Source organism: Marinomonas piezotolerans, from assembly GCF_003362755.1.
GTDB lineage: Bacteria > Pseudomonadota > Gammaproteobacteria > Pseudomonadales > Marinomonadaceae > Marinomonas > Marinomonas piezotolerans.
The window spans coordinates 14,652-27,515 of record NZ_QKRA01000005.1; the positions used below are offsets into that span (position 1 = coordinate 14,652).

Consider the following 12,864-nt stretch of genomic DNA (forward strand, 5'->3'; position numbering starts at 1 on the left):
AGATACCGTGACGACAAAAACACTAGTCATTTACACCGGCGGCACCATAGGCATGATGCAGACCGATGAGGGTCTAGCGCCCTCTTCTGGTCTGCAATCTCGCATTGTTGAGATACTTGGCGATCGTCTCAGCGACCTACCTGAATTTGACGTATTAGAGCTATCCCCTTTAATCGATAGCTCTAATATTACACCTGCTAATTGGAGTCAGATTTATGACACCCTGCAGCAGCAATGGCATCTGTACTCTGGATTTATCGTACTACATGGAACTGACACACTGGCCTACAGTGCCGCAGCTCTCTCTTTCATGCTCGGGAGGTGTGACAAGAATGTCATTTTCACGGGTTCGCAAATCCCACTGGGAATGAAAAATAGTGACGCCGATACAAACCTTGAATCAGCTATGAAGCTGGTTAATCAAGGGGTTGTTGGCATGGTTACCGTATTCTTCCGACACCACCTATTACAAGGGGCTCGAGTCACTAAGTTCAGCAGCAACGATTTTTCTGCCTTTTTGTCTTTTAACGCAGACCCTATTGCGGAACTTCTACCAGATACACAAGCAAGTGAGTTAGTGCCATTCTATGACAAGACCCGATCACCGGAGCCAAGAACACGTAATTTCAGCAATGATGGTGTCGGAGTTCTAACCATTCATCCTGGGCTTCCGAATTATGCGTACGCTGGTTTTTTAAGCGCCTCTAATTGCCAGGCAGTCATTCTACAAACATATGGGGCAGGCAATATTGCCAGTCAAGACACCCAGTTTGTCGACTTTATCGCGGATATGCAAAAGCAAGGTAAATTAGTTATTAACGTTACCCAATGCTCGCATGGTGGGACCTCTCAAGGCACGTATGCAGCGGGATCACTGCTGAGCCGATATGGCGTGTTAGATGGTCAAGACATCACATTGGAGGCGGCGTTTGCCAAAATCCATTGGCTGTTGATGCAGCAATTAAACTACGACGATATACAAAAGTGCTGGGCACAAGCAATCGTCCACGAAGTATCAACCACCTAAACGCGATCATTCGTTACAAAACGGACGGAGTGGTGAAATTAGTCTGTAGTGGGTTGATTAGTTTACTGGCCTAAGCGATTATTTTTCTTTTAACAGCTTCAAGAGCACCTAATGACCATTTCACTCACCACTCCTGCAATGCTGTTCCCAGCCGTATCATTGCTGTTATTAGCGTATACCAACCGCTTTGTAACACTGGCATCGATAATTCGAAATTTCGATCCTGAACATAGCTCAGAGAACACAAAACAGCAGATCAATAATCTAAGGCGACGTATTTACCTTATTCGTCGTATGCAAGAAGCGGGGGTAGTCAGCTTTTTCTTATGCGTTGTGTCGATGCTAGCGCTATATTGGCAATACGTGGACCTAGGTGGCTACATTTTCGCTGCCAGTTTAGGCTGCTTACTGTATTCACTCTACTTATCTGTACGTGAAATTAACATTTCCTGCGATGCGCTAGACGTCCATTTAAAAAACTTTAAAGTCGACTTTAAACACCGAAAAAAACGCTAATGCTTAATCGACTTCATTTTCTGAATGTACGGAAACGGTTTGCTCCCCATCAATGTCCATGACGACATTAAACACAATCGGACGGCAGCAGACTTGGCAGTCTTCAATGTATTCATCACTTTCTTCCATGGGTTCAATTAAAACGTCAATCTCCTCTCCACAATACGGGCATTGAATACATGTCTGTGTCAGCGCTTGATTCATACTCTTCCCCTTTACCACATAGCGTTATCTGCTATTCACTTTCAATCGGATCGGACCAAACCGCCCACTCATTTCCGCAAGGATCTAGGAAATGAAAGCGTCTCCCTCCTGGGAATTCAAAAATAGGTTGTTCAATCACACCTCCGGATTCTTCCACTTTAGCAAGAGCGGCTTCAAGCTCAGCACAATACAGAACGATCAAAGCGGCACCAGTTTGCGGCCGCGATGTGAAGTCTGCACGGAAAAATCCCCCATCCACTCCAGAATCAGAAAACGCAGTATAATCGTTACCGTAGTCAACAAAAGACCAGCCAAAAGCTTGCTTAAAAAACGCTTTATTTGCTTCTAAATCACAAGCCGGTAACTCAACATAGTTAATCTTATTCGACTGCATTTTCGCTCCTTTGAACATGTCTTTCATTTAGTTAAGCAGAGTGATTATACTGTCGCAAGTGCCACCAAAACGACGCTCACTAAAATCATTAAACCACCCACCCCTTGTTGCATCGTCACACTTTCCTTAAAGCGGCGTTTAGAATAATAGAGTGTCCCGAGTATCTCTGCTTGCCCTAGCGTTTTAACTAACGCTGGATTAACGAGTGCAAACCCAGTAAACCACCCAATCGATCCCAATGAGCTTAGTAGCCCTACCTTGCAGCTTAGAACAAAAGAGCGTTTCACTGGTGCTAGAGCCTGCCCTGTCAGAGCGATCTGAATACTGCATAAAATAATTGACTGCAGTGCAAGCACATACCATAGCGTTACACCAGCACTGGTCACTAACGACCCCTCTAGTGAATGGCTAGCTAACGAAGCAGTCACTGATGTCATGGCAAAACACAAGCCGCTCCCCAGCCCTGCAAGCAATGACATGTCTTTGTGGGCATGGCGTAAGTTTTGAAGTTTGATACTCATGACTAGCGCACCGGCTACACCTAAAAGGACGCCCATCCATGCCATACCATTAAGCGAATAATGCAGTAGCGGAATACCAATCAATGCCGCTAATACCGCCTCGGTTTTAGCGAGCAACGTGCCCAAGGCAAAGCTACCGGATTGAAATACTCTAAGCATCAAATAGGTCGCTAGTATTTGAGTCACAGCACAAATGCTCGCGTACATAAAAAACTCCGTACGACCGTTCAATGTGACGCCACCTAGCCAAAACCAAACGAGCACTAAATAAACACTCACCAACGGGAGCCCAAACAACGAACGCGCCATCGTCGCATGCAAAAAGCCCTGTTCTTGAGATAAGGTCTTTTGATATGCAGTACGCATCGACTGGCAAGCTGCCGCAAACAGAGTGACAAAAATCCACATGAAAGAGTGTGCTCCGTAGAATCAACAATGAAAGACCGAAGCATGGACGGCCACCTCACATTTGTAAAAGGAATAATGAGAATCCAAAGCATTCCAAATAGGTATACTTACTTATGTGTAGGTAGCTGATTTGAAAAAACATCTTAATGTGCCACAATGCGCGCCATCTTTTTCGTACGGCAATCTCAATGAGCAAACAATTTATCTACTTTGGTTTGGTCGGAACTCTTGGATTTCTAGTGGATGCGGGGGTGTTATGGTTGTTGTCGCATTGGCTGCCTTATACGCCCGCTCGGGCCATCTCATTCTGGGTCGCCGTCACGTCGAATTGGTGGTTTAATCGATCCTTTACTTTCAGAAATGCAACCTCTAAAGAGAGTCCTCAACGTCAATGGGGACGCTTTTTTTGTGCCTCTTTAATGGGTTTTATTCCTAATTGGGGCGTCTTTGCTATCTTGATGTCGCTGGGGGATCAGCTCAATTGGACGGGCTATACATGGTACCCCTACGCCGCTATGGTGCCAGGGATATTGCTAGGGATGTTCATCAATTTTGGTTTATCTAAAGTCTGGGTGTTCAAGGCCTAAGCGAAGGTGATTAGGCCTTGAATCTTTCACTTTTGTCGGTGCAATTATTTAAGGAGTTTCAATCGCTCCGTTTGCAGAATGACGGGCAAATCGTCGCTTTTCATCTCCATGTGTCTGGTCATTTCGTTCCCATGGCCACCCACCAAATTGTGTACGCTGGTAATCATGGAAGGCTTGCTGCAACTCTTGACGCGTATTCATAACGAACGGTCCATGCTGCTGAACTGGCTCACCAATCGGACGGCCTTGTAGCAGAAGAAAACGGCATTTTTTACCCGTATTTTCCATACTAATGTCCGCATCACTGTCCAATACCAACGCCTCTTTAATAGACACATCGGTCCCATCCACTATCGCAGACTCTCCTTCAAAAAAGTACAACGTACGTGTTAAACCTTTGCTTGCCGCAGGCAATGTCCAATGTGCCTCTTCGTCTAAGTCAATGATCCAAATTGCGACATCATTATTTGCGTCTGCTGCCCACGAATTAGGTGGCGGAGCTACGGGCTCATAGGTCTCACCGTTTGGCGCATTGTACTCACCAGCGACTACCTTGATGGTGGCAAGCTTTCCTGCGTCATCAGTGACCTTCGCCAGTGGCGTTTTTTCATTCCAAAGCATGGCGAAATGCGGCTCTACCATTTTGTTTTTCGCGGGCAAATTCAACCATATTTGGAACAGTTCCATAGGATTGGGTTGCTCGGTGTCCAAAAGCGGAAACATCTCAGAATGCTGAACCCCTTTGCCTGCCGTCATCCATTGAGTGTCACCTTCACCATAGCGCCCTGCAGCACCAATAGAGTCCGCGTGATCGACGAATCCTTCATTAACGATTGTTACCGTTTCAAAGCCTCGATGAGGGTGCGCAGGAAATCCGGGGACATTGCTCCCGTGGTACATACGCCAGCCATCTTTGCCTTGAAAATCTTGGCCGATATGGCGACCAGCTAACGATGCATCAGGGCCTAATTTACCGTTGGCTTTCGGGAATCGATCATCGTGAAAGGCACAAAATAAGAATGGGTCAAAGGTAGGCCAAAACATTTCTAATGCTAAGCGCTGCTTGATATGTAAGGACATAAATACTCCCAAAGAAGTTTTAAAGATAGTCTAAGAGTATCTTATGACAGTCACTATGACGAGATGGCTAACTCAGCTTACTTACTTTTTGTTAGCTTGGTCCCCATTAAGGTTCACTTAATTTTCTAACGGAATAATGCGCTATTTACGTTATGACCAGAGCGCTTATGTCCAACTACTCTCAAACTCAACACAGACCGCCATTCTTGTCTGTGGTGGTCCCATTTTTTAATGAGTCCGATACTCTACCAACCTGCCATACAGCGTTAATAGAGATATTGGATCGTTTTCCCCACTCATCAGAAATCGTTTATATCGACGACGGCAGCAGCGATGACAGTTGGCTAAAGGTACAGGGGTTCAGGTCTGATCGGCACACCGTTAGAGCCTTACGCTTAAGTCGAAACTTTGGTAAAGAATGCGCACTGAGTGCAGGCTTAAAGGCAGCGACAGGACAAGCGGTCATTCCATTTGATGCTGATCTTCAAGATCCACCAGACTGTATTCCAGTCATGGTTGAAGCGTGGCAGTCAGGCTTTGATGTCGTTGAAATGCAGCGTAATGAACGTTTAGGGGAGACATTTTTTAAACGTTTTACCGCTAAACTATTCTACAAAACACTCTCCGCACTCAGTGACGCAGACATTCACGAAAATGTAGGAGACTTTCGACTTATGGATCGAAAAGTCATTGATGTGGTTAATCAAATGCCTGAGCGGAATCGGTTTATGAAAGGCCTTCTCGCTTGGCCGGGGTTTCGCCGCAAGGTACTTACATTTCAGCGGGCACCAAGAACAGCGGGCTCTACCAAATGGAATTATCTGAAACTGGGTCAGCTTGCCATTGAGGGCATCACATCTTTTAGTACAAAACCGCTAAGGTTAGCCACTGTAGCTGGTCTCGTGACCTCTTTCAGCGCCTTTGTCTACTCCCTTATAGTGCTGACTAAAACTATCATTTGGGGCGACCCCGTCGCAGGCTACCCTTCAATGCTAATTGTTATTTTGCTTATCGGAGGAATCCAGCTTTTATCAATTGGCTTGCTTGGGGAATACGTCGGACGGCTTTTCTTAGAATCTAAGCAACGTCCGCTTTATGTGGTGATGGAGGACCTCAGTCATCCCCCTGAAGACCTGCCCCAACACACTGACATGAATTTTGTGAACCTTTCAGAGCATCAAGGTAGTCTGTATGACAAAGCAATTCCCAACCATTAAGATTCTACTGATCGGCGTATCAGCTTTACTGCTTCTCCGCCTTGTCTCCCTTGGGTTATACCCTTTAATGGACACGACTGAGGCCCGATACGGAGAAATGGCTCGTATTATGCTTGAGACAGGGAACTGGGTGACCCCCATGTTTGACTATGCAGTGCCTTTCTGGGGTAAGCCTCCGATGTTCACTTGGCTTAGTGCATTTGGTTTTAAAGCAATGGGAGTCAATGAAATAGGTGCCCGAATGCCCCATTTTTTAGTGGGCATCGCGATCATAGGGCTGGTTTTTTACTTTGCAAAAATTTGGTTTCAATCAGCTCGTGCAGCGCTATTTTCTGCTGCAGTTTTAGCGTTTACCACATCATTCCTTATCTTCTCTGGTTCGGTGATGACCGATACCGCTCTCACCTTCTCGCTCACGCTTTCTATGTTAAGTTTTTGGCAAGCTTGGCACCTTCAGGGAAAAAGGTGGGGATACCTATTTTTTATTGGGTTAGCCCTTGGGTTACTTTCTAAAGGACCACTCACTCTTGTGCTAGTCGGGATTAGCTTATTCTTATGGGTATCGATTACACGTCAATGGCATCTTTTATGGCACCGCATTCCTTGGCTATCTGGTACAGCTTTAATGCTTGCTGTCGCTTTGCCTTGGTACATTATGGCGGAACTGCAAACGCCAGGTTTTTTAGATTACTTTATTATCGGAGAGCACTTTAAACGATTCTTAGTCAGTGGCTGGCAGGGGGACCTGTACGGGAGTGCCCATACGCAGCCACGTGGTATGATTTGGCTATTAGGGTTAGCCGCGTTCCTACCTTGGACGCCTATATTGCTCGTCCAATGGGCTCGTTCGGGTTGGCAAACGGTGACAACGCAACCTCTTCCGAAACACATTTTGGCCTATCTAGTATGTTGGTTGCTTGCCCCGCTGATTCTTTTCACTATGGCAGGCAATATCCTCATGAGTTATGTGATGCCTTCTCTGCCTGCAGCGGCGTTACTATTGACTTACTACCAAATCCGCCACCCTATTAACCGAAAGTGGTATGCCTTAGGGCTGATCACACCAAGTTTGCTGATTGCAATTGTCGTGTCACTGCACACTTATCTCGTTGACCCCTTGTCAGACAAAGCGCTTGTTGAAATCTGGAGGCAACAGCCGAAAAGTACGGCCGCCGACCTTCTTTACCTAGGCCGTAAATCTTTTTCGTCACAGTTCTACAGTCAAGGCAAAGTACAATCTAGACTCAAACCCGTTTCACAATGGCTCTCATCGCAAACGAATTCATTTTTCATCATCCAACCAATAAACCAGAAAGCTCAATTATTTTCACAGAGTAATTGGCAATGTGAACTAAAAGGGACCAATACAAAACGTGAGTTAGTATTCTGTCATCCGCGATAAGTTATGGTTACAAAAGTTTCAAATCAATCGTTTACTTTCTTAAGCTACCAGCCACTTCTGTCTTGGAAATAGGCTGGGTAGACTTCGCTCACATAAAAACAAACAGAGAGTAACCTTCATGATTGCTAACGAAGCTATATCTACGAATGATCAGCGCGAGGTCAAAACCGTTTTATTCATTGCGGCTTTTGTCATACTTTTGGCCACGTATTTCAATCAGCTACCCGGTGGAATGATCGGCGCATTAGGCGCAATGGTCATCGTTGGTTTTCTGCTGAATTACATTGGCGACCGAACTCCGATTATCAACCAGTTTTTTGGTGGCGGAGCCATTGTTGTCATTTTTGGGTCATCGTACCTTTTTCATGGGGGCTTTCTTTCCGGCGACATTGAGAAGCAAATAACAACCTTCACAAAAAGTGGTGGGTTCTTATCGTTCTATGTTGCCAGCCTTGTCACGGGTTCCATTTTGGGGATGAGCACCGAGACGCTAAAAAAAGCGGCGCTTAAATACATTCCAGTGATTCTTGGGGCCGTTGCAGTATCCTTCTTATTAGCAGGCCTAATCGGACTCTTTTTCGGCAAGAACTTATTCCAATCACTCATGTTAATTGCTTTACCCATTATGGGTGGAGGAATGGGGGCAGGTGCCGTACCTCTCGTTGAAATCATGTCTGGACGTACTGGCTTAGATGCATCCACCTTGATGTCTCAAATGGTTCCTGCACTTGCCATTGGTAACGCAATAGCCATCGTAATCGCAGGTTTGCTCAATAAAGTGGGTCAATTAAAACCAAGCTGGACAGGTAATGGAGAGCTGATTCGTGGGGACGAGCCCGGTCTTGTAGAAACCGAAAAGAAAGACACCTTAGACGTGAAAAAACTCGGGATGGGGGCATTGCTCGCAATCAGTATGTTTTTCCTAGGTACTCTACTTTCAAATGTGATTAGCATGCATACCTATGCATTAATGATCCTTTCTATCGCTCTTATTAAAGTATCAGGACTGATGCCAACACAACTGGAAAAAGCAGCTCATGCTTGGTACACGTTTGTCGTCGGTAACCTAACTCCAGCTTTACTAGTCGGTATTGGCGTTGCTTACACCGACTTAGACCAAATCATTAACGCACTAACGCCGATGTATTTTGTGATGGTATTTGCAACCGTATTAGGTGCGGCAATTGGCGCAGGCATCGTCGGTAGAATAATGGGCTTCTATCCAATCGAATCCGCCATTACTGGCGGGTTATGTATGGCGAACATGGGCGGTACGGGTGACGTCGCGGTACTCGCTGCAAGTAAACGTATGCAATTGATGCCGTTTGCACAAATATCATCCCGCATAGGTGGCGCCTTCATGCTTATCCTAGCAACCTTCGCTATCCAGCTTTTAAGCTAAACCAACAATAACTAGGGCTCACTACCAGAGCCCTAGTAACTTCTTTATACTACGGGGATTCAGTTATGAACTCGGCCCCTATGACATTAAAGTCCTATCTCTCAGCCATCATTCTCACCACTATCACTCTAATCATAGTGATATCTGGTACCTTGCTCATTTTTGTCACCAAACAAACGTATTTGGATGGATTAAGTCAACGAGGCACTGAATTAGCTAAAGTCATCGCGAGTGACCAGTCGGTTATCAATGCCGCTAAACATTCAAATCAAGGCTCTCAAGCATCAGCATCGCTTCAGTCATATATAGAAGCCATTCGCGCAAAAACAAATGCGTCTTATATTGTTGTCACGAATCTCAATGGCATTCGGTTAAGTCATCCTAATGGCGCTAACGTCGGTAAAAAATTTATCGGTGATGATATTCAGCAAACACTTCAATATGGAACAGTTAGAACCACGGTCGATACTGGATCACTGGGCAAAGCCATTCGAAACTTCGCTCCGATAATGGACAACAACGCCATTATCGGAGCCGTCAGCATCGGTTATTTAGATCAATCTACAACACAGTTGCTACTTAACTACTATTTCGAAGGAACCCTATGGCTTGGTTTAATCTACATCATTGCCATCGTGCTTACCTTAGCGCTCATCAGTAAGTTAAAGCGAACGTTTCTAAGGTATGAACCCGAAGAGATCGTACAACGCTTTAAAGAACACCATTTACTTTTAACAAATATACGAGAAGGTATTATTGCCGTCGATAAACAACATAGAGTGACAGCCATTAACGAAGCCGCTAGCGGTTGGCTGGCACCGGAAAGACAAGTGCAAAGCCTTATCAATTTACCGCTTTCAGAGCTTTCACAAGGACTTTGTCACCTAATCAGCGACAGTTTAGCCAGTCGCTACAAGCATTCAACAACCATCGGGAGACATGATTTTGCGGTGTCATTGTACCCATTAAACACGGAAGCAGACCAATCAGGATACTTAATCGTACTGAATCACGAGCAAGAAATGTCTGAGCTGGAGCGGGAGCTAACTCGCACGACGGCCTATGCGAACCAGCTACGATCTAAAACACATGAACACAATAACCAACTGAATGTTATATCAGGTCTGCTACAGTCTAATAGGATCCAAGAAGCAATCAATTACCTACAAACAGAAAGCGATGCGCATCAACAACTGCTCGGTAACTTAGTACGCAATATTGAAAACAGCCCCGTTGCTGGGATGCTGCTAGCTAAATATAACTATGCGGTAGACAATGGCATTGCATTTAGATTAGATGAAGACGGCCAACTCAAGAATTATCAACAGTCGGTCAATGATGACCTGATCACATTGCTTGGCAATCTTATTGAAAACGCGTTCTACGCAGCGCTTAATAACGCAGACCAGCAAACGCCTGAAGCAACGCTCTTTATTAGTGACCGAACTAACCACCTTATGGTTACTATTGAGGATTCAGGTAAGGGAGTTGACAGCAAATTAGCAGATAAGATTTGTGATCTGGGTGTCAGCAGTAAAGAAGACCAAACACAACACGGTTTGGGATTATACTTAGTTAGTAAGGTTGTTAATCGTTATAACGGATCAATAGACTGGGAAAGAGTCGATAATCGTACCACGGTATTTAGCGTGTACTTGGATAAGCGGGAATTAGAAAAATGACGCAATATTCTGTTTTGATCGTTGAAGATGACCCACAAGCGAGTTATTTGTTGGAGCAAGCCGTTAATCAACATCCGTCATTTAAAGTTGTTGCGGCTGCAGAAACCGCCGCTGAAACCCGCCTCCAACTCCAGCTAAACCCAGACCTGATTCTATTGGATATTTCTTTGCCGGACGGCGATGGCATGTCTTTACTTCGCGAAATAAGACATTTAAGCAGCACGACTTCAGTCATTATGACAACCGCTGAAAGGGACTCTAGCGCGGTCGCTCAAGCCATTCAATACGGCGTTAACGATTATTTAGTAAAGCCGCTACGTTTATCGAGGGTGCATCAGGCTCTCAACGATTTCGCTACTTTTCAAACCAAACTGGAGGTTTCAGAACCCATCGACCAACTTCAGATCGATGAACTTATGCGCAAAAGTGCAACCCACAATAAGGTTAGACAGACACCAAAGGGAATAGATGGTAAAACCCTAGCGACCATGAAGGAACATATTAAACACCGTGAAAGCCCGTTTTCAGCGCAAGAAATTGGAGACGAATTACAATTGAGTCGAATTACCGCTAGACGTTATTTGGAGTACTTAGAGGAACAAGGTCACGTATCAATGAGTTTGAATTACAATACGGGGGGCCGCCCTAAACAGCTCTATCATCTGATTGAAGAAGAGTCGTAATTAACACCTTGCCCCCCTAAATCATATAAAATCTAGGGGAGCAATTCAGCGATCTAGTTTACCAAAGACAAACCAGCATATTGCTGATCGGAAGCTAGATTTACCGCGCGTTGTAGGCTGTTAGGAGTTTGATACACTTGGGTAACAAATTTCTGATCTTTTACTTCTGAAGCATCTAAATACTCATTAGATATCAACCAGTCTTGCAGAGCCACTTGATCTAATTGGCCGTCAGGCGTCTTAAGTTGCTCCAACTCTTGATCCGATAACTGAGCAACACTTCCTCCAGGTAAGTAAATCGCGCCAGTAATAAAATCAACGCCGAACGCTACCACACCAGGAACAAACCAAAGAAGGAGACCTACCGCGTCTAGCGCAACAACACCTATGTCAAGTTTGCCCCCTTTTTGACCATTACGCTCAGGATAAATCAGCGTACCACATGCTGTGATTTGTGAGACTAAAACGGACCCAATAACTAGTTTTGATACCCCTTTCTTCGTTATTTGCATACCTTTCTCCATTTTGATGTTTCTAATACTGTGACCGTAAACAGTTCGGTGAGCAAGTTAATGGAACTTAATAACGTTTTATTCCGTGTTTTTACCACATTATTTAGATGTCTAAATAAAATTATCGATTATTGCCCTCATAATTTATATACACCCTCAGCTATATGCCAAAAATGTGTGGCGCGAAGGCCATCAAAGTTACGACTACAGAAAGTCCATTTACAATCTATCAAATGCCCTGTCTTTTATTAGAAAGGCTCGTAAACAGCTTTTATCTCATCATGGACATAAAATAAAGGAAAAAAAATCCCCGCACTTGGCGGGGATTTTAGTAAATCAAGCAGTTAAGCTATCGCTTACCAGCCAGTGATCTCTTTAAGACCGGCACCGATATCCGCTAAAGAGCGAACCGTTTTAACACCTGCGTCTTGTAGTGCTGCGAATTTCTCATCAGCAGTACCTTTACCACCAGAGATGATCGCACCAGCATGACCCATACGCTTACCAGCTGGAGCGGTTACACCAGCGATGTAAGATACAACAGGCTTAGTTACGTTTGCTTTGATGTAAGCAGCCGCTTCTTCTTCTGCAGTACCACCGATCTCACCGATCATAACGATCGCTTCAGTTTGAGGATCGTTTTGGAACATTTCTAATACGTCAATGAAGTTAGTGCCTGGGATTGGGTCACCACCGATACCAACACAAGTAGATTGACCGAAGCCCGCGTCAGTCGTTTGCTTAACAGCTTCATAAGTCAAAGTACCAGAACGAGAAACGATACCTACTTTACCTGGCAAATGAATATGACCAGGCATGATACCAATTTTACACTCTCCAGGAGTGATAACACCCGGACAGTTAGGGCCAATCAAACGCACACCTAACTCGTCGCACTTAACTTTACAGTCAAGCATATCAAGCGTAGGAACGCCTTCAGTGATACAAACGATAAGTTTGATACCAGCGTTCGCTGCTTCAAGGATAGAGTCCTTAACAAACGGTGCTGGTACGTAGATAACAGATGCTTCTGCACCAGTTGTTTCTACGGCTTCTTTTACTGTGTTGAACACAGGTAGGCCAAGGTGAGTTTGACCACCTTTACCTGGCGTTACACCGCCAACCATTTTAGTACCGTAAGCAATCGCTTGCTCAGAGTGGAAAGTACCTTGGCCGCCAGTGAAACCTTGACAGATTACTTTAGTATCTTTGTTGATTAAAACAGACAT

General features: G+C 44.9%; 14 protein-coding genes. 8 read left to right on the forward strand and 6 right to left on the reverse strand.

Features of this window, described 5'->3' with window-relative positions:
* Nucleotides 1-7: 7 nt before the first annotated feature.
* Together DN730_RS11535 and DN730_RS11540 are read left to right on the forward strand one after the other, a co-directional pair.
* Nucleotides 8-1,027 carry an asparaginase gene (locus DN730_RS11535; protein WP_115468294.1) on the forward strand — a complete coding sequence of 340 codons (1,020 nt, stop codon included), beginning with the start codon at nt 8-10 and terminating at the stop codon, nt 1,025-1,027.
* 111 nt (nt 1,028-1,138) lie between these two features.
* Nucleotides 1,139-1,543, forward strand: a complete 405-nt coding sequence (locus DN730_RS11540) for a DUF2721 domain-containing protein (RefSeq protein WP_115468295.1) — start codon at nt 1,139-1,141, stop codon at nt 1,541-1,543.
* Between the two features lie 3 nt (nt 1,544-1,546).
* Here DN730_RS11540 and DN730_RS11545 read toward each other — a convergent pair whose 3' ends face one another.
* Genes DN730_RS11545 through DN730_RS11555 form a run of 3 tightly spaced genes read right to left on the reverse strand, consistent with a single transcriptional unit; the run spans nt 1,547 to nt 3,070 of the window.
* Nucleotides 1,547-1,747, reverse strand: coding sequence for a CPXCG motif-containing cysteine-rich protein (locus tag DN730_RS11545; RefSeq protein ID WP_115468296.1), 201 nt, complete (start codon nt 1,745-1,747; stop codon nt 1,547-1,549).
* 31 nt (nt 1,748-1,778) lie between these two features.
* Complete coding sequence (locus tag DN730_RS11550; protein ID WP_115468297.1) at nt 1,779-2,141, reverse strand: VOC family protein; 363 nt, start codon at nt 2,139-2,141, stop codon at nt 1,779-1,781.
* A gap of 44 nt (nt 2,142-2,185) precedes the next feature.
* On the reverse strand, nt 2,186-3,070 hold the full coding sequence (locus DN730_RS11555; RefSeq protein WP_115468298.1) for an EamA family transporter: 885 nt from the start codon (nt 3,068-3,070) through the stop codon (nt 2,186-2,188).
* 188 nt (nt 3,071-3,258) lie between these two features.
* Between DN730_RS11555 and DN730_RS11560 the strand changes: the two genes are divergently transcribed.
* Nucleotides 3,259-3,657: a GtrA family protein gene (locus DN730_RS11560; protein WP_115468299.1), complete on the forward strand. Its 399-nt coding sequence runs from the start codon at nt 3,259-3,261 to the stop codon at nt 3,655-3,657.
* A gap of 48 nt (nt 3,658-3,705) precedes the next feature.
* On the opposite strand, the gene DN730_RS11565 is transcribed toward DN730_RS11560, so the two are convergent.
* Complete coding sequence (locus tag DN730_RS11565) at nt 3,706-4,737, reverse strand: pirin family protein (RefSeq protein ID WP_115468300.1); 1,032 nt, start codon at nt 4,735-4,737, stop codon at nt 3,706-3,708.
* A gap of 167 nt (nt 4,738-4,904) precedes the next feature.
* Between DN730_RS11565 and DN730_RS11570 the strand changes: the two genes are divergently transcribed.
* The 5 genes from DN730_RS11570 (at nt 4,905) to DN730_RS11590 (ending at nt 11,123) form a co-directional block, all read left to right on the forward strand.
* Nucleotides 4,905-5,954, forward strand: coding sequence for a glycosyltransferase family 2 protein (locus tag DN730_RS11570; protein ID WP_245957951.1), 1,050 nt, complete (start codon nt 4,905-4,907; stop codon nt 5,952-5,954).
* Nucleotides 5,929-7,356: an ArnT family glycosyltransferase gene (locus DN730_RS11575; protein WP_115468302.1), complete on the forward strand. Its 1,428-nt coding sequence runs from the start codon at nt 5,929-5,931 to the stop codon at nt 7,354-7,356. The genes DN730_RS11570 and DN730_RS11575 overlap by 26 nt, the downstream gene beginning before the upstream one ends.
* A 118-nt stretch (nt 7,357-7,474) precedes the next feature.
* Complete coding sequence (locus tag DN730_RS11580) at nt 7,475-8,758, forward strand: 2-hydroxycarboxylate transporter family protein (RefSeq protein WP_115468303.1); 1,284 nt, start codon at nt 7,475-7,477, stop codon at nt 8,756-8,758.
* Between the two features lie 65 nt (nt 8,759-8,823).
* Nucleotides 8,824-10,440, forward strand: coding sequence for a sensor histidine kinase (locus DN730_RS11585; protein ID WP_115468304.1), 1,617 nt, complete (start codon nt 8,824-8,826; stop codon nt 10,438-10,440).
* Nucleotides 10,437-11,123 (forward strand): response regulator, encoded by a 687-nt coding sequence (locus DN730_RS11590; RefSeq protein WP_115468305.1) that lies wholly within the window; start codon nt 10,437-10,439, stop codon nt 11,121-11,123. Before DN730_RS11585 ends, DN730_RS11590 begins: the two co-directional genes overlap by 4 nt.
* Nucleotides 11,124-11,176: 53 nt before the next feature.
* Here the strand turns inward: DN730_RS11590 and DN730_RS11595 are convergent, their stop codons facing one another.
* A complete protein-coding gene (locus DN730_RS11595; protein ID WP_115468306.1) occupies nt 11,177-11,635 on the reverse strand; it encodes a hypothetical protein in 459 nt (152 codons plus the stop codon).
* 356 nt (nt 11,636-11,991) lie between these two features.
* Nucleotides 11,992-12,864 carry a succinate--CoA ligase subunit alpha gene (gene sucD / locus DN730_RS11600; protein WP_115468307.1) on the reverse strand — a complete coding sequence of 291 codons (873 nt, stop codon included), beginning with the start codon at nt 12,862-12,864 and terminating at the stop codon, nt 11,992-11,994.

Bases quoted from the DNA above. Each gene is read 5' to 3' on its own strand.
- DN730_RS11555 (WP_115468298.1), bottom strand. From the start codon at position 3,070: ATGTGGATTTTTGTCACTCTGTTTGCGGCAGCTTGCCAGTCGATGCGT.
- DN730_RS11595 (WP_115468306.1), bottom strand. From the start codon at position 11,635: ATGCAAATAACGAAGAAAGGGGTATCAAAACTAGTTATTGGGTCCGTT.
- DN730_RS11570 (WP_245957951.1), top strand. From the start codon at position 4,905: ATGTCCAACTACTCTCAAACTCAACACAGACCGCCATTCTTGTCTGTG.
- DN730_RS11580 (WP_115468303.1), top strand. From the start codon at position 7,475: ATGATTGCTAACGAAGCTATATCTACGAATGATCAGCGCGAGGTCAAA.
- DN730_RS11565 (WP_115468300.1), bottom strand. From the start codon at position 4,737: ATGTCCTTACATATCAAGCAGCGCTTAGCATTAGAAATGTTTTGGCCT.
- DN730_RS11545 (WP_115468296.1), bottom strand. From the start codon at position 1,747: ATGAATCAAGCGCTGACACAGACATGTATTCAATGCCCGTATTGTGGA.
- DN730_RS11575 (WP_115468302.1), top strand. From the start codon at position 5,929: ATGACAAAGCAATTCCCAACCATTAAGATTCTACTGATCGGCGTATCA.
- DN730_RS11590 (WP_115468305.1), top strand. From the start codon at position 10,437: ATGACGCAATATTCTGTTTTGATCGTTGAAGATGACCCACAAGCGAGT.
- DN730_RS11540 (WP_115468295.1), top strand. From the start codon at position 1,139: ATGACCATTTCACTCACCACTCCTGCAATGCTGTTCCCAGCCGTATCA.
- DN730_RS11550 (WP_115468297.1), bottom strand. From the start codon at position 2,141: ATGCAGTCGAATAAGATTAACTATGTTGAGTTACCGGCTTGTGATTTA.
- DN730_RS11560 (WP_115468299.1), top strand. From the start codon at position 3,259: ATGAGCAAACAATTTATCTACTTTGGTTTGGTCGGAACTCTTGGATTT.
- DN730_RS11585 (WP_115468304.1), top strand. From the start codon at position 8,824: ATGAACTCGGCCCCTATGACATTAAAGTCCTATCTCTCAGCCATCATT.
- sucD (WP_115468307.1), bottom strand. From the start codon at position 12,864: ATGTCTGTTTTAATCAACAAAGATACTAAAGTAATCTGTCAAGGTTTC.